General features: G+C 48.5%; 17 protein-coding genes. 9 read left to right on the top strand and 8 right to left on the bottom strand.

Features of this window, described 5'->3' with window-relative positions; genetic code table 11:
• Positions 1–115 precede the first annotated feature (115 nt).
• Positions 116–1,135: a phosphotriesterase family protein gene (locus DRJ53_RS03470; protein ID WP_206609711.1), complete on the top strand. Its 1,020-nt coding sequence runs from the start codon at positions 116–118 to the stop codon at positions 1,133–1,135.
• 88 nt (positions 1,136–1,223) lie between these two features.
• On the opposite strand, the gene DRJ53_RS03465 is transcribed toward DRJ53_RS03470, so the two are convergent.
• Complete coding sequence (locus tag DRJ53_RS03465) at positions 1,224–2,384, bottom strand: MFS transporter (protein ID WP_114234160.1); 1,161 nt, start codon at positions 2,382–2,384, stop codon at positions 1,224–1,226.
• A 395-nt stretch (positions 2,385–2,779) separates the two neighbouring features.
• Here DRJ53_RS03465 and DRJ53_RS03460 point away from each other — a divergent pair, with 395 nt between their 5' ends.
• The 5 genes from DRJ53_RS03460 (at position 2,780) to DRJ53_RS03445 (ending at position 6,550) form a co-directional block, all read left to right on the top strand.
• Positions 2,780–3,061 (top strand): co-chaperone GroES, encoded by a 282-nt coding sequence (locus tag DRJ53_RS03460; protein ID WP_073041249.1) that lies wholly within the window; start codon positions 2,780–2,782, stop codon positions 3,059–3,061.
• A 97-nt stretch (positions 3,062–3,158) separates the two neighbouring features.
• Positions 3,159–4,796 carry a chaperonin GroEL gene (gene groL, locus DRJ53_RS03455; RefSeq protein WP_114234159.1) on the top strand — a complete coding sequence of 546 codons (1,638 nt, stop codon included), beginning with the start codon at positions 3,159–3,161 and terminating at the stop codon, positions 4,794–4,796.
• Between the two features lie 19 nt (positions 4,797–4,815).
• Entirely contained in the window at positions 4,816–5,061 is a 246-nt protein-coding gene (locus DRJ53_RS21080) for a hypothetical protein (protein ID WP_123893339.1), read from the top strand.
• Positions 5,062–5,343: 282 nt separating this feature from the next.
• Positions 5,344–6,027: an outer membrane beta-barrel protein gene (locus DRJ53_RS03450; RefSeq protein ID WP_114234158.1), complete on the top strand. Its 684-nt coding sequence runs from the start codon at positions 5,344–5,346 to the stop codon at positions 6,025–6,027.
• Between the two features lie 136 nt (positions 6,028–6,163).
• On the top strand, positions 6,164–6,550 hold the full coding sequence (locus tag DRJ53_RS03445) for a hypothetical protein (protein WP_114234157.1): 387 nt from the start codon (positions 6,164–6,166) through the stop codon (positions 6,548–6,550).
• 41 nt (positions 6,551–6,591) lie between these two features.
• Here the strand turns inward: DRJ53_RS03445 and rocD are convergent, their stop codons facing one another.
• The gene (rocD, locus tag DRJ53_RS03440; RefSeq protein WP_114234439.1) at positions 6,592–7,818 is read right to left on the bottom strand and encodes an ornithine--oxo-acid transaminase; all 1,227 of its coding nucleotides are present in this window, start codon (positions 7,816–7,818) and stop codon (positions 6,592–6,594) included.
• A gap of 195 nt (positions 7,819–8,013) precedes the next feature.
• Here rocD and DRJ53_RS03435 point away from each other — a divergent pair, with 195 nt between their 5' ends.
• Complete coding sequence (locus DRJ53_RS03435) at positions 8,014–8,505, top strand: VOC family protein (protein WP_114234438.1); 492 nt, start codon at positions 8,014–8,016, stop codon at positions 8,503–8,505.
• 21 nt (positions 8,506–8,526) lie between these two features.
• Here DRJ53_RS03435 and queD read toward each other — a convergent pair whose 3' ends face one another.
• The 5 genes from queD to DRJ53_RS03410 form a co-directional block, all read right to left on the bottom strand.
• Positions 8,527–8,883, bottom strand: a complete 357-nt coding sequence (gene queD, locus DRJ53_RS03430; protein WP_114234156.1) for a 6-carboxytetrahydropterin synthase QueD — start codon at positions 8,881–8,883, stop codon at positions 8,527–8,529.
• Positions 8,884–9,021: 138 nt separating this feature from the next.
• Complete coding sequence (ispE, locus tag DRJ53_RS03425) at positions 9,022–9,846, bottom strand: 4-(cytidine 5'-diphospho)-2-C-methyl-D-erythritol kinase (RefSeq protein ID WP_114234155.1); 825 nt, start codon at positions 9,844–9,846, stop codon at positions 9,022–9,024.
• Between the two features lie 184 nt (positions 9,847–10,030).
• A complete protein-coding gene (locus DRJ53_RS03420; protein ID WP_114234154.1) occupies positions 10,031–10,621 on the bottom strand; it encodes a bifunctional nuclease family protein in 591 nt (196 codons plus the stop codon).
• Positions 10,622–10,732: 111 nt separating this feature from the next.
• Positions 10,733–11,701 (bottom strand): electron transfer flavoprotein subunit alpha/FixB family protein, encoded by a 969-nt coding sequence (locus tag DRJ53_RS03415; protein ID WP_114234153.1) that lies wholly within the window; start codon positions 11,699–11,701, stop codon positions 10,733–10,735.
• Positions 11,702–11,808: 107 nt separating this feature from the next.
• Positions 11,809–12,552 carry an electron transfer flavoprotein subunit beta/FixA family protein gene (locus tag DRJ53_RS03410; protein WP_114234152.1) on the bottom strand — a complete coding sequence of 248 codons (744 nt, stop codon included), beginning with the start codon at positions 12,550–12,552 and terminating at the stop codon, positions 11,809–11,811.
• Positions 12,553–12,656: 104 nt separating this feature from the next.
• Between DRJ53_RS03410 and DRJ53_RS03405 the strand changes: the two genes are divergently transcribed.
• Positions 12,657–12,959, top strand: a complete 303-nt coding sequence (locus DRJ53_RS03405) for a hypothetical protein (RefSeq protein WP_241558443.1) — start codon at positions 12,657–12,659, stop codon at positions 12,957–12,959.
• Between the two features lie 2 nt (positions 12,960–12,961).
• Entirely contained in the window at positions 12,962–14,422 is a 1,461-nt protein-coding gene (gene tilS / locus DRJ53_RS03400) for a tRNA lysidine(34) synthetase TilS (RefSeq protein WP_241558442.1), read from the top strand.
• Here tilS and DRJ53_RS03395 read toward each other — a convergent pair.
• The gene (locus tag DRJ53_RS03395) at positions 14,379–15,023 is read right to left on the bottom strand and encodes a rhomboid family intramembrane serine protease (protein WP_114234150.1); all 645 of its coding nucleotides are present in this window, start codon (positions 15,021–15,023) and stop codon (positions 14,379–14,381) included. The genes tilS and DRJ53_RS03395 overlap by 44 nt on opposite strands.
• Between the last annotated feature and the right edge of the window lie 82 nt (positions 15,024–15,105).

Genomic DNA, 15,105 nt, shown 5'->3' with positions numbered 1-15,105 from the left:
CGGCGAAGATAGTAAAGAAGGGGGGAAAAAGGGAGGCCAAGAAATGGTTAATTTAGTCGGGCCTGTATTTGAACAGGTTACCCGCAGCTTAATAATTTACCAACAAACCAATACCATGCACCGCCGAAAATTTTTGCAGCAAACCGCACTTGTAGCATTGGCAACGCCTTTTGCCCGCTGGGCGCCGGCGCCAAAAAATGGGCAGTTTATGACGGTAAATGGCCCGCTGAACACTGCTGGCCTTGGTTACATTTTACCACACGAACATATATTGGTAGACTTTGTTGGTGCCGACAAAGTGAGCCGCGACCGGTACGACAGGGAAGCGGTGGCGGCCGTGATGCTGCCACTTTTAATTGACGCAAAAAAGGCCGGCTGTACTGCTTTTTTCGATTGCACGCCACAATACCTGGGCCGCGACGTACAGTTACTGCAGCGCCTGTCGCAAACCGTGGGATTGCCCATTATCACCAACACGGGTTTGTACAGCGCCCGGAATAATATGTTTATCCCACCTTATGCTTTTGAGCAGACGGCCGAACAACTGGCTGCATCGTGGATCCGCGAATTTGACGAAGGCATTGAGGGCACAGGCATCAAACCCGGGTTTATAAAAATCAGTGTGGATGGGCACCCGCTTACCGAGGTCAATAAGAAAATAGTGCGGGCAGCAGCGTTGACACACAAAGCTACCGGGCTCACCATCGCATCGCATACCGGCAGCGGGCAGGCAGCGCTGGAACAACTGGATATTGTGCAGGCCGAAGGCGTTGCTGCTGCCGCTTTTATTTGGGTGCATGCGCAAAATGCAAAGACCCATTCCTACTTTACCGAGGCGGCAAAAAAAGGAGCTTGGATTTCGTTTGACGGTTTGGGCTGGCAACCGGCGGACGAATATTTGGCCATTATTAAAATGATGCAGCAACAAAAACTGATGCAGCAAATCCTTATTTCGCATGATGCGGGTTGGTACGAAGTAGGCAAGGAGGGTGGCGGCAAACAACAGCCGTTTACCGTCCTGTTTCAGCAACTAATTCCGAAATTGAAAACAGCAGGTTTTACGGAAAAGCAGTTGGAGCAACTGTTTCACCACAACCCGGTTGCCGCTTTTTCGGTAAACAAAAGGCTGGTTTAAAAAATAGTGTAGCAGCATTTCTTACAATGCTAAACCAACCGCAACAACTCCGTGCTCCTTACTTTCCTTCGTGCCTTCGGAGTTCAACTCATGCCGGTTCCATCTTGCCCGCCAGTGCCGCAATCACCAATCCCATTACTGCAATCAAAGAAAAAGAAAGCCGCAAGGATGCCATACCGGCCAGCAGGCCAATGAGCGGCGGGCCAATTAAAAAGCCTATAAAGCCAATGGAGGAAACCGTTGCCAGCGCCATGCCAGCCGACATTACTTTACTGCGGCCCGCAGCGCTGTACACCAGCGGCACAATGGATGAAACGCCAAAGCCTACCAGGAAAAAGCCCGCCAGCGCAGGCGCCATTGTTGGAAAAGCAACCGCAATGGAAAGGCCCAGCGCAGTGAGCAAACCGCTTACTTGCAAAGTGCGTTTCAATCCAAATTTTGTCGAAAACCAATCAGCTATAAAACGGCCGGTGGCCATGGTGCACATAAAAACGGTGTAGCCGGCGCCCACCCAGGCGGCCTTTGCCTGCACCACTTTTTGAAAATAAATGCCGCTCCAGTCAAACATGGCGCCTTCGCAAATCATGGAGCAAAAGGTAATGAGCCCGAGCTTCAGCAGGTGCCGGTCGGGTTTTACAAAAAGCTTTTGGCCGGTGGCGCCGGTATGGAGGTCTTCTTCTAAAGTAAACCGAAAAGTGAGTGCCAGTGCCAGCACCATAAAAGAAAGGATGAGCACAAAATGCTGGTACGGTGCAACGTTGTGCCCGATCATGTACGAACCGATTGCCGCTGCCGTAAAACCTGCCAGCGACCACAGGCCATGAAACGAAGCCATCACCGACCGCTGGTAGATGGCCTCAACGCCAACAGCCTGGGTGTTGACCGAAATGTTGGAAAGATTGCCGCCGATGCCAAACACCGCCAGCACGCCAATGAGTTGCCATTTGGTAGTGGCCATGCCCAGCCCGCACAGCGTAATGCCATAAAAAACCAGCGCCGCGGTAACAATGGTGCGGCTGCCTAGTTTGGAAACCATCCAGCCAGCAAAGGGCAAGGAAATCATGGAGCCGACGGGAAGCGAAAACAGCACCAATCCCAATGCTGCATCGGTGAGGTGTAGCGACTGCTGGATGCTGGGAATGCGGCTGGCCCAGGATGCAAAACAAATTCCCTGTAAAAAAAACAGCACACTCACAGCCACGCGGTGCGCTTTGCGTGTCTGCGAAAATTTCAACGCATAGTCTTGCATGGGCGCAAAGGTAGGCGGAGTGGCGGTGAATGGTGAATGGTGAATGGGCAATAATGAAGGGTAAATGTTTTTTCTTACACAAATTGCGTGAAGCAGTAATTGTTTGTATCACTATTGACCATTGCCCATTCACCTTTCACACCCGCATAACAGTAAACACCCCTTTGCCATTTTCGCCTACCGCTGGGTTTAAGAGAATGCAAATTTGACAGGCGGACTGAAATTTTTTTCAGCCCGGCAACCCCTTTCCCGGCGCGGCCTGTCAAAAACTGCAATTTTTTCCGTTTCATCGGCGGTGGCACACAATTCGCCTACCTTTGCCCGCTGTTCGTCGATAGCGTTTTAGGCCCGGCGAAACGGTATTCGTAATCATTAAACCAAAAATTCATACACGTATGGCTAACAAATTGAATGTTACCCCGCTGCACGACAGAGTTATTGTGAAGCCGGCTGCTGCTGAAGAGAAAACCGCCGGTGGCATCATCATTCCCGACACCGCTAAAGAAAAGCCCCAGCGTGGTGTTGTGATTGCTGCAGGTCCTGGCAAAAAGGACGAGCCGGTAACCGTTAAAGAAGGTGATACTGTATTGTATGGCAAATATGCCGGTACTGAAATCTCCATCGAAGGAGCCGACTACCTTATCATGCGTGAAAGCGACATTCTGGCAATTGTATAACATTTGAAAACTAGAAGATGTGCTAATGCATGTTAGCCGCTTCAATTTTCAACTCATTTCAAATTTTCAAATCCAAGCATTTTCAAATTAAACTGTTATGGCAAAACAACTGTTTTTCGAAACTGATGCCCGCAATAAAATGAAGCGTGGCGTTGACGTTCTGGCCAACGCTGTGAAAGTTACCCTCGGACCTAAAGGCCGCAACGTGGTAATCGAGAAAAAATTTGGCGCTCCTTCCGTTACTAAAGACGGTGTAAGCGTGGCCAAAGAAGTAGAACTGGAAGACGCCATTGAAAACATGGGCGCCCAGATGGTGAAAGAAGTTGCTTCTAAAACTGCTGACGTAGCAGGTGATGGTACTACCACTGCAACTGTACTGGCACAGGCCATCATCACCGAAGGTCTGAAAAACGTAGCTGCCGGTGCCAACCCAATGGACCTGAAACGCGGTATCGACAAAGCCGTTCGTGCTGTTGTTGAAAACCTGCGTGCACAATCTCAGGAAGTTGGTAACGACAACCAGAAGATTCAGCAAGTTGCTTCGATCTCTGCCAACAACGACGAAGAGATTGGTAAACTGATTGCTGAAGCAATGGAAAAGGTTTCTAAAGATGGTGTTATTACCATCGAAGAAGCTAAAGGCATTGAAACCACTGTTGACGTGGTAGAAGGCATGCAGTTTGACCGCGGTTACATTTCTCCATATTTTGTTACCAACAGCGAGAAAATGGAAGCCGAACTGGACAACCCTTACATCATGATCTATGATAAAAAGGTTTCCAGCATGAAAGACATTCTCCACATCCTGGAGAAAGTGGCCCAGCAAGGCGCACCGCTCCTGATCATCTCCGAAGATCTGGAAGGTGAAGCACTGGCTACACTGGTAGTAAACAAACTGCGTGGCACCCTGAAAGTGGCTGCTGTTAAAGCTCCTGGATTTGGCGACCGCCGCAAGGAGATGCTCCAGGACATCGCTATCCTCACCAAGGGTATCGTGATCTCCGAAGAGCAAGGTTACAAACTGGAAAACGCTGACCTCACTTACCTCGGCCGTGCTGAGCGTGTAGTGATCAACAAAGACAACACTGTTGTAGTTGGTGGCCGTGGCGAAAAAGCCGACATCCAAAGCCGCATTGGTCAGATCAAATCTCAGATCGAAAACACTACTTCCGATTACGACCGCGAAAAACTGCAAGAGCGTTTGGCTAAGTTGAGCGGCGGTGTAGCTGTACTGAATGTTGGTGCTGCTACCGAAGTAGAAATGAAAGAGAAAAAAGACCGCGTTGACGACGCCCTGCACGCTACCCGCGCTGCTGTAGAAGAAGGCATCGTTCCTGGTGGTGGTGTAGCTTATGTTCGTGCTATCGACGCGCTGAGCAACATCGATACCCTCAACAACGATGAAGCAACCGGTGTGCAGATCGTTCGCCGTTCGCTGGAAGAGCCGCTGCGCCAGATTGTTGAGAACTGCGGAATCGAAGGTTCTGTAGTAGTAAACAAGGTTCGCGAAGGCCAGGCCGATTATGGCTTCAATGCCCGCACCGAGCAGTATGAGAACCTGATTGCTGCAGGTGTAATCGATCCTACTAAAGTTAGCCGCATTGCATTGGAAAATGCTGCTTCTATTGCCGGTATGCTGCTCACCACTGAGTGTGTAATTGCCGACAAACCCGAGCCTAAATCTGCTGCTGGCGCACCTGCCGGTATGCCTGGTGGCATGGGTATGGATTATTAATCCAACCATTTCCCTGCGCTTGCTGCAACAGCAGGCAACGGGTAAACAATACAACCCCTTTCTTAAAGACTTTGTCGATGAGAGAGGGGTTTTTGTTGGTACCGATACAAGCGCCCAATTTATGAGCAATAGAAATGGCCAATCTGTTTTTCAAAACATCGAAGCAAGAACAATTGAATGTTCAAAAGACTCTACAGTTTGCCCTACGAATTGGATTTCATTAAACAAAATGACGACCACCATTTTTTATCTTTCGATGCTGTAATAATATTTTTATTTATTTTAGTTTTCAATCGAAAAGCACAACATTCAATTCCTACCGCGCCTGTTAATCTTCCTGGAGAAGAACCATGGTATCCTGGCCAGGAGGTATTGTTTAAACAAAAGCAATTCGGGCTGAAGCCGTACAATGGTTGTTTCAAAAATTTAAAAGCCGCATCCTGGATGCGGCTTTTGCTTTTTACCAACCAAATTCCCCACTATTTTTTACTGCCTCATTTTACTTTCTGGCACCTCCTTTGTCTATGGATGGCAAACCTTACTTTATATGAAAACAAGAATCAGTGTTTTGTGTGCAGCTGCGCTGTTAACCTTCACATCCGTACAAGCCCAACGCCCCACAGCGCAGATCAGGGGCGGTTTAAACCTCGCAAATATTTCGGTTAATGATGACGGTGATGTTTCCAAATCCAACCAGCTTGCATCTTACCAAATTGGTATTGTAGGCGACATTCCACTGGTGGGCATGCTGCACTTGCAGCCCGGTGTTATTTACACGGGTAAAGGTGCTAAGGTGGAACGCGGCAATGAGGGCGCTGCTAATTATTACAAAGCAACCACCAGCCCGAAGTACGTCGAGATTCCAGCCACTGCCGTATTGAAAATTCCCATTGGCGCCAACAGCAGCTTTAACGCGGGTTTTGGTCCCTACTTAGGTATTGGTGTTGGTGGTAAAAGAAAATTGGAAACAGCCTTCGGCAGTGCTGAATCAGAGATCAAATTTTCTGATGATGATCCAACCACATTCAACAACGAAGAAGGCACTGGCTTTGGCGTAATGCGCCGTTTTGATTATGGTTTCAATACTTCTGTAGGATTGGAAGGAAAGTCGCTGGTGCTGAGTGCCAATTATGGTTATGGATTGGCAAAACTGCAGTCCGGCACCAACAACAATGCGGATAACAACAACAAGCACCGCGTGTTGAGTTTTACTCTTGGCTTTAAATTGTAACCTGAATTTTAGAAATAATATACGCCTGTTGTGCTGTGTACCTATGCAGTGCAGCAGGCTTTTTTTATGCGGGTAAATAAAGTCGCTGAAACATTTACAACCCCGCTGAAAGGTGCGGTACCTGTATATTTGCAACATGGAATGGAGAAGATGGCTGGCAGTTGGTGCAGCCTTATTGTTGATCGGGTTTAGCTTTTTGCCTTGGGTATATATTGAGGCTGCAAACCTTACGCTGCCCGGCACCAATGATATGGGCCTCAACTACGGGCCACGTGGCCGTGGTCATATTTATTTTGCTGTTATCTGCATCATCATGATCCTGATCCGGAAAAACTGGAGCATGTTGTTTGCCATTGTGGTGGCCATGATCAACCTTGCATTTGCAGCTTCACATTTATACGTGTATCGCTGTACGGCTGGCATTTGCCCCGATAAATTGTACGGGCTTTACCTCACCATCATAGCCAGTGTGCTGTTGCTTGCCGGCTTGTTGTATTCACCAGTAAATCCTGAAAAGAAATAACGCATGTTGCATCATAAAAAAACCGGCAAACGCCGGTTTTTTTATTTCAGTACTTCAAGACTTTTGTTGATGATTTTGATGGCATCATCCAATTGTTCTTTCGTAATTACGAGTGGCGGAGCCAGTCTTATTTTATCGCTGTGAGTGGGCTTTGCCAGCAATCCATTTTCCTTCATGCGCAGGCAAAGTTTCCATGCTGCATCTTTATCCGGGTGATCGATCTTTATTGCATTGAGTAATCCTTTCCCCCGCACTTCGCTAATAAATGGCGATTGCAAATCTTCCAGCTTTTTGCGGAAATAATCACCCAGCACTTCTGATTGCACTGCAAGGTCTTCGTCCACCAACACCTGCAAACTGGCCATTGCTACAGCACAGGCCAGCGGGTTGCCGCCAAAGGTAGAACCATGTTCGCCCGGCCCGATGGTCAGCATGATCGGATCGTCGGCCAGCACTGCACTGATGGGCATTACGCCGCCGCTCAATGCTTTTCCCAAAATGACTACATCCGGCCGAACATCTTCATGGTCGCAAGCCAGCATTTTACCGGTACGGCACAAGCCGGTCTGTATTTCGTCGGCAATGAGCAACACGTTGGCATCGGTACAAAGCTGCCGCGCAGTTGCCAGGTATCCGTCGTCGGGCACTACCACGCCGGCTTCGCCCTGGATCGGTTCCACTAAAAAGCCGGCTACATCCGGGTCTCTGAGTGCTGTTGCCAGCGCTGCCAAATCGTTGTATGGAATTTGTACAAAACCCGGCATAAACGGCCCAAACTGTTTGTAAGAAGATGGATCGGTGCTAAATGAAATAATGGTGCTGGTGCGGCCATGAAAATTGTTGCTGCACACGATGATCTTTGCACTCCCTTCCGCAATACCTTTTACCCTGTAAGCCCAACGGCGGCAAAGCTTTAAAGCTGTTTCCACAGCCTCTGCACCACTGTTCATGGGCAGCACTTTATTGTAACCAAACAAAGCGGTGATGTATTGCGAAAACTCGCCCAACAGGCTGCTGTGAAATGCCCTGCTGGTGAGTGTCAGGCGCTGCGCCTGGTTAGTCAGTGCTTCAATTATTTTGGGGTGGCAGTGGCCCTGGTTTACGGCCGAATAGCCACTTAAAAAATCGTAATACTCTGCGCCTTCCACGTCCCACAAGTGCACGCCAAGGCCGCGTTCAAGCACGACAGGCAGCGGATGGTAATTGTGGGCGCCATATTTTTCTTCAAGTTCCAGGTAGTAGGATGATCTGTATGTTGCTTGGGTCATAAATGGTCGGTTTGTACATAGCTGCATGCACCATGCGATCGCGGCAATAGCAGCATATGTTTACATAAAAATAACGGGGCAGGAGGGTAGGAACCGACTGGCGTCAGTGATTGAGGAGATCGAGGTTTTGCGCCAAAAACGCCATTTGAAACATCCGCTGTAAATTGTAGATTGTTGCAATTTACAATTTACCGCATGGACTACAAAATACCGGCCGGCACCCATATCGGGCATGTGCACCTTAAGGTGACCAATTTAGAAAAGGCATTGGCTTTTTACCGCGATTTATTGGGTTTTGAAGTGATGCAGTATTATGGCGATGCCGCTGTGTTCCTTTCTGCTGGCGGCTATCACCACCATATTGGGCTCAACACCTGGCATTCGAGAGATACGGGGCCGGCGCCAACGAAAAGTGCCGGGTTGTACCATGCAGCCATTGTTTACCCTGAGCGTAAAGATTTGTCGCAGGTACTGCGCAACCTTTTACATGTGGGCTATCCATTGACAGGTGCTTCGGATCATGGCGTTTCGGAAGCGCTCTATATGAACGACCCGGATGGCAACGGCATTGAGTTGTACTGGGACCGGCCCCGCGACGAATGGCCGGTTGACAGCGCAGGCAACTTGCAGATGATGACCGACCCGCTGGATCTGGAAGACCTGCTTCAATTGACTGCCGTGGAATGATTTTGCTTAAAACAAAATTTGCTAGAAGCCGCTGTAAATAACGCCGGTAGTGGGCGTTTCATACAATTCGATGCGGCTTAGTTGCGGCACCACTTCTTTTAATTGGTTCCAGATCCAAACGGTGATGTTCTCTGCTGTAGGATTTTCCAGCCCGGGGATGTCGTTGATCAATTTGTGGTCCAGCTGATCGATCAATGGCGCTATGGCGTCTTTCAATTCCTTGAAGTCCATGATCCAGCCATAATGCGGATGCACCTCACCCTGAACAAACACTTTAAGCTTGTAGGTATGGCCGTGCATGTTCTTGCATTTATGCCCTTCGGGCACGTTGGGTAAAAAATGGGCTGAATCGAACGAAAACTCCTTATAGATTTCCATAGCGGCGCAAAGATACAGAACCCGCTGTTAGCAGAACAGCTGCAGCTGCATTCGAGCCACCGCGGGTAATAATTTGCCGTTTGCATTCATCCATTTTACAGGAAACCAAAGAGAAATGGTCATTGAAAGAAGCTGCATTTAACTCTCAGCGTGCACCAATGTTTGCACAAAATAATAGAGGGGAAAATGGAAAGCCGGAGTGGTGTTTTTGTCAAATAGCGCGAACACGGTTGAACCGGTGCCCGTCATTGAAGCATATGCAGCACCTGCATTATACAGCGTTTCTTTGATCTTGGCTATTTCGGGATAAGCTGCAAAAACCGGTACCTCAAAATCATTCGTCATATCAGCACGCCAAGTTTCGACCGGTTGTTGCGCTACTTGCAGTAGGTTGTTGTGCTGCCGATTCGGCTGCAATTGTGCAAACGCCCAGCCGGTGTTGATGTGAATTTTCGGGTTCACTAAAATGATGGTATAGGCCGAAAGATTAAGTGTAACAGGCTGCATTTGTTCGCCGCGGCCCAATGCAAAACAAGGTTGGTTGTAAATAAAAAACGGGCAATCGGAACCGAGTTGCAGCGATAGTTCCATCAACTGTTCGCTGCTCAATCCTAAAGCAAATTTCTTATTCAGCAACTGCAGCATAAATGCGCCATCGGCCGAACCGCCACCCAGGCCGGCACCGGATGGAATGTTTTTATGCAGGTGAATTTGCACTGCGGGTAGTTGATGCGTTTGTTGCAACAGCCGGTAAGCTTTCATGCAAATGTTATCTTCTGCATGTGCGTCGATGGTGATGCCGGTTACATGGAGCGTAGTGGCACTGTCTTTAATGTGCACCACTTCCAGCGCATCGTACAGGGGCAGTGGGTAAAAAATGGTCTCCAGGTCGTGAAAACCATCCGACCGTTTGCCCACAATATGCAGGCCCAGGTTTATTTTGCAATTGGGAAAAAGTACCAAAACCGCGGATTAAATGAGGTGCAGAATGAGCAAGATTTGATTTGATGGATCGGAATGTTTAAAAAAGTACAGGGTGTGAATCGATAAAGTAGATGTTCAAAACGTTTAACTGTAAGATTTTTTGTTTGAAAGATGACAATCCATCAATTAAAACTAATCCCGAACATCCCGCCCAATCCTTCAATCAGCGATTGCGGCTGTTGATCTCATCCCGAATCGCAATTGCCTTGATATAATCTTCCTGCTCCAACACTTCGTTGAGCAGTTTGTTCAGTGCTTCCAGCGACAGGCTTTTCAAATCATCCGTGTCGCTTTTACTTTGCTCCACGGCGCTGCCTTCCTTGCGTTTTTTAGAAGCGGCGGTATCTTCCATCATAATGCCGGCACTTTCCAGGATATGCTCATAGGTATAAACGGGGCAGCCAAACCGAACGGCCAGGGCCAGCGCATCGGAAGTGCGGCTGTCAATTTCAATGGTGTCGTGTTCGGAGGTGCACACGAGTTTTGAGTAAAAAATGCCTTCCTGCAGGTCAGTAATGATCACCTCGTGCAGCTCGATATTAAACGCATTCATGAAATTCTTCATCAGGTCGTGGGTGAGGGGGCGGCTGGGTTGCATTTTTTCCAGCGCCACTGCAATTGCCTGAGCTTCAAATCCACCAATAACAATGGGCAGCCGGCGCAGGCCGTTTACTTCGCCCAACACCACTGCGTAGGAATGTGTTTGGGTAATGCTATGCGAAAGCGCCACAATTTCCAGTTCTATTTTCTTCATACTTCGAAGCTAAAATGTCGGTAAAATCCATTTTTTGCAAGGGTACAAACCTACGCTATATATAAATAAAAATGCCACCCTGCTCATGGGTGGCATTTTTACAAACAAAATCTATGCTACTCCTTTTACTTTTTTCACGGCCTCGGTAAATTTCGGCAACACTTCAAAAACATCGCCTACAATGCCATAGTCTGCAGCCTTGAAAAACGGTGCTTCAGGATCTTTGTTGATCACCACGATCACCTTGCTGCGGTTAACACCGGCCAAGTGTTGGATGGCACCGGATATACCCACCGCAACGTAGAGGTTGGGGGCAATGGCCACACCGGTTTGGCCTACGTGCTCGTTGTGCGGCCGCCAATGCGCATCGGCTACAGGTCGACTGCAAGCAAGTGCTGCATCCAGAGCCGTAGCCAGGTCTTCTACAATACCCCAGTTTTCGGGCCCTTTCATGCCGCGGCCTGCACTCACCACCACTTCGGCTTCGGTGAGTGATACTTTGCCGGTAGTTTTATTGGAACCAATCACTTTTATTTTCGAAGTGGGTACTTCGGCCCGGAATGGAACAACCTCGGCCTTGCCGTCGCCATTTTCAATGGTAAAACTGTTTACGTTCAGTGCAATTACCTTTTTGGCGGTTTTCACCGAAACCTTGGCAAATGCTTTTCCCGAAAACACATTTTTACGCACCAAGAAACTGCCGTCTGTTTCGGGCAGTGCAACAGCACCGGAAACCAGTCCGGCCTTTAGCCGAACTGCTACCCGCGGTGCAATGGCTTTGCCGCTGGTGTTGTTGGAAAATACAACCACATCGGCGCCGGTAGCTTCTGCTACATCAGCCACTACTTTTGCAAACACTTGCGCATCGCCTTCCTTGAAACCATCGCCGCTTACCTGGTGAATTTTGGCAACGCCATGTGCACCAAGTTCGCCCAGGTCAGAACTTACTTCGCTGCCCAGCACCACACCTTCGGCAGTTGTGCCCATTTGCGCAGCCAGTTTGGCGCCATAAGTAAGGGCTTCGTGTGCCGCTTTTTTTACCTGGCCATCCACCAGGTCTATAAATATTAAAACGCTCATTTAGTTATTTTTAAAAGCTATTGGTTCGCAACAGCTGTTGGTTATGCCTGTGCCGACGACAATCATGCGCATCCGCACTGGTTAATTTTTTTAGTAGATCCGTTGGGTTAAATCACCCGTGCTTCTTCGTGGAGCAGGCGCACCAGTTCTTCCACGTTGTCGGGCGACACCAGTTTAACGCCAGCCTTTGCAGGGGGCAAGCCAAACTCGGCAACCTCAGTGTAGTTTTCGGCAGCAACCGGTTCCACCACACGCAGTGGTTTGGTGCGGGCCGCCATGATGCCGCGCATATTGGGGATGCGGGCCTCGGCCATTCCTTTTTGGCAGCTTACCACTACCGGCAGTTGCACTTCCACGGTTTCTTCGCCGCCTTCAATTTCTCGCTTAACGGTAGCGGTTGTACCTGCCAACTGGAAAGAAGTGGCCAGCGCAATGTAGGGGAGGTCCAGCATTTCGGCAACCATGCCGCCAATCACGCCGTTGTTGTAATCGATGGTTTCTTTACCGGTAAAAATGAGGTCGTAACCACCATCTTTAGCAACGGCTGCAATTTGCGCCGCTACGGAATATGAATCGGTAGGCACTGCGTTTACACGGATAGCTTCGTCGCCACCAAGCGCCAGCGCTTTGCGGATCACCGGCTCGCTGTCGGTGCCGCCTACATGCAGCAGGTGCAGCGTAATCGATGCGTCGGCTTCCTTTAGTTCAAGGGCTTTAACCAGTGCATACCATTCGTCGTACGGATTGATGATCCATTGAACACCCGCCTCGGCAAATTTCGTGTTGTTGTCGGTGAAGGCTATTTTTGCCGTGGTGTCCGGTGTCTTACTGATGCAAACCAGTATTTTCATGCAGCAATGTTTTTTATATAGTTGTTTATGCAACTAAATTAGGAAAAAATACGCTGCGTCAAAAATAATCTCAAAGCAGGACACCCCAATAGATAATGGACAGAATGGCGAAGTTGCAGGAATTTTTAGCGGTCAACCCGGAAGATAGTTTTGTGCAACATGCGTTGGCGTTGGAGCATATTAAATTGGGCAACGATGCGGCAGCAAGGGTTCTGTTTGAACAATTGCTGCAACGCGACGAAAATTACATTGGTTCCTATTATCATCTGGCAAAATTGCTGGAGCGCAATGGCGCCACTGATGCTGCTATTGCTGCTTATGAGAAAGGTATGGAAATGGCGAAGAAGGCCGGCGACAACCATGCTTACAGCGAACTGCGTTCTGCATACGAAGACTTAACTTTTTGATCTTGGCCAGCCCCGACCTGCAACGAAAGTTTACCGATTACATTAGAACGCACCAGTTATTCCACGCTAAAGACCGGTTACTCATCGCCGTTAGTGGCGGCCTTGATTCGTCGGTATTGTGTGCCTTATGCTACCGTTCGGGATTTTCTTTTTCTGTTGCCCATTGCAATTTCGGATTGCGTGGCGATGAAAGCATGCGGGATGAATCATTTGTGCGCCAATTGGCAAAACAATATGCTGTGCCAATCCTGGTAAAAAGTTTTCAAACCGAGGCTTATGCTGCGGAGCAAAAACTTTCCATCCAAGAGGCTGCACGAAAGCTGCGCTATGCCTGGTTTGATGAATTGCTGCAATCGGAATGGGAAGAAGGTGACGGGCAGTGGCAATTGGTTTCAAATGAAGGAGCTTCAAGCCATTCTGCATCACAAAAAGTAGGAAGCAACTCTTTATTAAAGCACCAATACCTGCTCACTGCGCACCACCTCGATGATAACATCGAAACGGTGGCGATGCATTTTTTCAAAGGCACTGGCATCAGTGGTTTGCGGGGCATTTTACCAAAAAAAAATAAGGTAGTGCGGCCGCTGCTTTTTGCTAGGCGCAGCGAATTGGAAACATTTGCCCAGGCCAATAAACTACAGTGGGTAGAAGACAGCAGTAACGCCAGCACCAAGTACACCCGTAATTTTTTCCGGAAAGAATTGCTGCCCATTGTTGCGCAAAAAATGCCACAGGCCCTTGATAACATTGGCGACAGCATTCCAAAATTTTACGAAGCAGAATTGTTATATCAACAGGCGGTGGATTCACACAGAAAAGCGTTGCTGGAATATAAAGGTGCAGAAGTGCACATACCGGTGCTGAAACTGGCAAGGGTGCAACCGCTGAACACCATTGTTTATGAAATACTAAAGGAGTATGGGTTTCGGCCGGCACAAACCGGCGATGTGGTGCATTTGCTTGCCAGTGAAACCGGCAAGTATGTACGCTCCGCAACCCACCAGGTGTTGCGCCACCGTGCCTGGATTATTATTGCACCGCTGCAAGCCGCGGCGCAAAGCATTGTTTTGTTGGAAGGCGAAAAGGGAACCATTCATTTCGAAGGTGGCAGCATTTTTTGGCAGCATTGTGCAGTGCCGAAAATCCTTGAAGCACCTGCGCATATCGCATTTTTAGATGCAGCCAAAATTGACGCTTCACTGATGCTGCGCCGCCTCAAACAAGGCGATTATTTTTACCCGTTGGGCCTGGGGAAAAAGAAAAAAGTAGCCCGCTTTTTAAGCAGCCAAAAGCTTTCGAAACAAATTAAAGACGCCGTATGGATATTGCAATCGGGCAACCGCATTGCGTGGGTTGCCGGCCACCGTATTGACGACCGTTTTAAAATTACTGCGCAAACAAAACAAGTTATAAAAATCGCTATTGTCCAAGATTCTGCAGGTAATCTTGCACGCCCAAAATAAAATAACCGAACACATCGAAACCCACAGCGTAGCTGGCAACCAAGGTAAAAGCAAGACCGTAAACTGCTCCCCAGATATGCGCTGAGTGGTTGATGTTGGAATCGCCACGGCGGTCGAGGTAAATTGAAATAAGGAGATAGAGCGGCGCAAAAATGAACCCGGGAATGGGAATCGGGATGAGAAACAAATAAACGCTTGAGCCGGGCGCCAACAGCAAGCCGGAAAAAATAACGGCACTAACTGCGCCGGAAGCACCTAAGCTCCGGTAATAATGGTTGTCTTTATTTTTCAAGTAAGTGGGTAACAACGATGCCACCAGTGCCGATAAATATAAGATCAGGAACACCCATTTGCCGAGGTCACCCATTATCGCGGAAAAGGCCCGCTCCACACCTTCACCAAAAAAATACAGCGAGATCATGTTGAACGCCAGGTGGCCAATATCAGCATGGATCAACCCACAGGTAAAAAACCGGTACCACTGTCCCTGCTGCACTGCAGGCGGGTAAAAGATCAGGTCGTTCATGATTTTTTGGTTATTAAATGCGCCAAACGAAACGAGGCAGGTAATGATCAGGATAATGATGGTGATGGAAAACATGAAACGTATTTAAACCTGTACTTGTGTTTAATTGAAAAGCGCAAAACCATTATTTGCCGCAGGAAAATCTTAATCCACGCCT

Origin of the sequence: Paracnuella aquatica (assembly GCF_003332885.2) — a bacterium.
Classification (GTDB): domain Bacteria; phylum Bacteroidota; class Bacteroidia; order Chitinophagales; family Chitinophagaceae; genus Flavisolibacter; species Flavisolibacter aquaticus.
The sequence above is the reverse complement of the archived record's forward strand: the minus strand, read 5'-3'. Positions and strand labels throughout refer to the sequence as shown.

Excerpts from the sequence above, each read along its gene's own strand:
- DRJ53_RS03470 (WP_206609711.1), top strand. The coding sequence starts at position 116 with ATGCACCGCCGAAAATTTTTGCAGCAAACCGCACTTGTAGCATTGGCA.
- DRJ53_RS03465 (WP_114234160.1), bottom strand. The coding sequence starts at position 2,384 with ATGCAAGACTATGCGTTGAAATTTTCGCAGACACGCAAAGCGCACCGC.
- DRJ53_RS03460 (WP_073041249.1), top strand. The coding sequence starts at position 2,780 with ATGGCTAACAAATTGAATGTTACCCCGCTGCACGACAGAGTTATTGTG.
- groL (WP_114234159.1), top strand. The coding sequence starts at position 3,159 with ATGGCAAAACAACTGTTTTTCGAAACTGATGCCCGCAATAAAATGAAG.
- DRJ53_RS03450 (WP_114234158.1), top strand. The coding sequence starts at position 5,344 with ATGAAAACAAGAATCAGTGTTTTGTGTGCAGCTGCGCTGTTAACCTTC.
- DRJ53_RS03445 (WP_114234157.1), top strand. The coding sequence starts at position 6,164 with ATGGAATGGAGAAGATGGCTGGCAGTTGGTGCAGCCTTATTGTTGATC.
- rocD (WP_114234439.1), bottom strand. The coding sequence starts at position 7,818 with ATGACCCAAGCAACATACAGATCATCCTACTACCTGGAACTTGAAGAA.
- DRJ53_RS03435 (WP_114234438.1), top strand. The coding sequence starts at position 8,014 with ATGGACTACAAAATACCGGCCGGCACCCATATCGGGCATGTGCACCTT.
- queD (WP_114234156.1), bottom strand. The coding sequence starts at position 8,883 with ATGGAAATCTATAAGGAGTTTTCGTTCGATTCAGCCCATTTTTTACCC.
- DRJ53_RS03420 (WP_114234154.1), bottom strand. The coding sequence starts at position 10,621 with ATGAAGAAAATAGAACTGGAAATTGTGGCGCTTTCGCATAGCATTACC.
- DRJ53_RS03415 (WP_114234153.1), bottom strand. The coding sequence starts at position 11,701 with ATGAGCGTTTTAATATTTATAGACCTGGTGGATGGCCAGGTAAAAAAA.
- DRJ53_RS03410 (WP_114234152.1), bottom strand. The coding sequence starts at position 12,552 with ATGAAAATACTGGTTTGCATCAGTAAGACACCGGACACCACGGCAAAA.
- DRJ53_RS03405 (WP_241558443.1), top strand. The coding sequence starts at position 12,657 with ATGGCGAAGTTGCAGGAATTTTTAGCGGTCAACCCGGAAGATAGTTTT.
- DRJ53_RS03395 (WP_114234150.1), bottom strand. The coding sequence starts at position 15,023 with ATGTTTTCCATCACCATCATTATCCTGATCATTACCTGCCTCGTTTCG.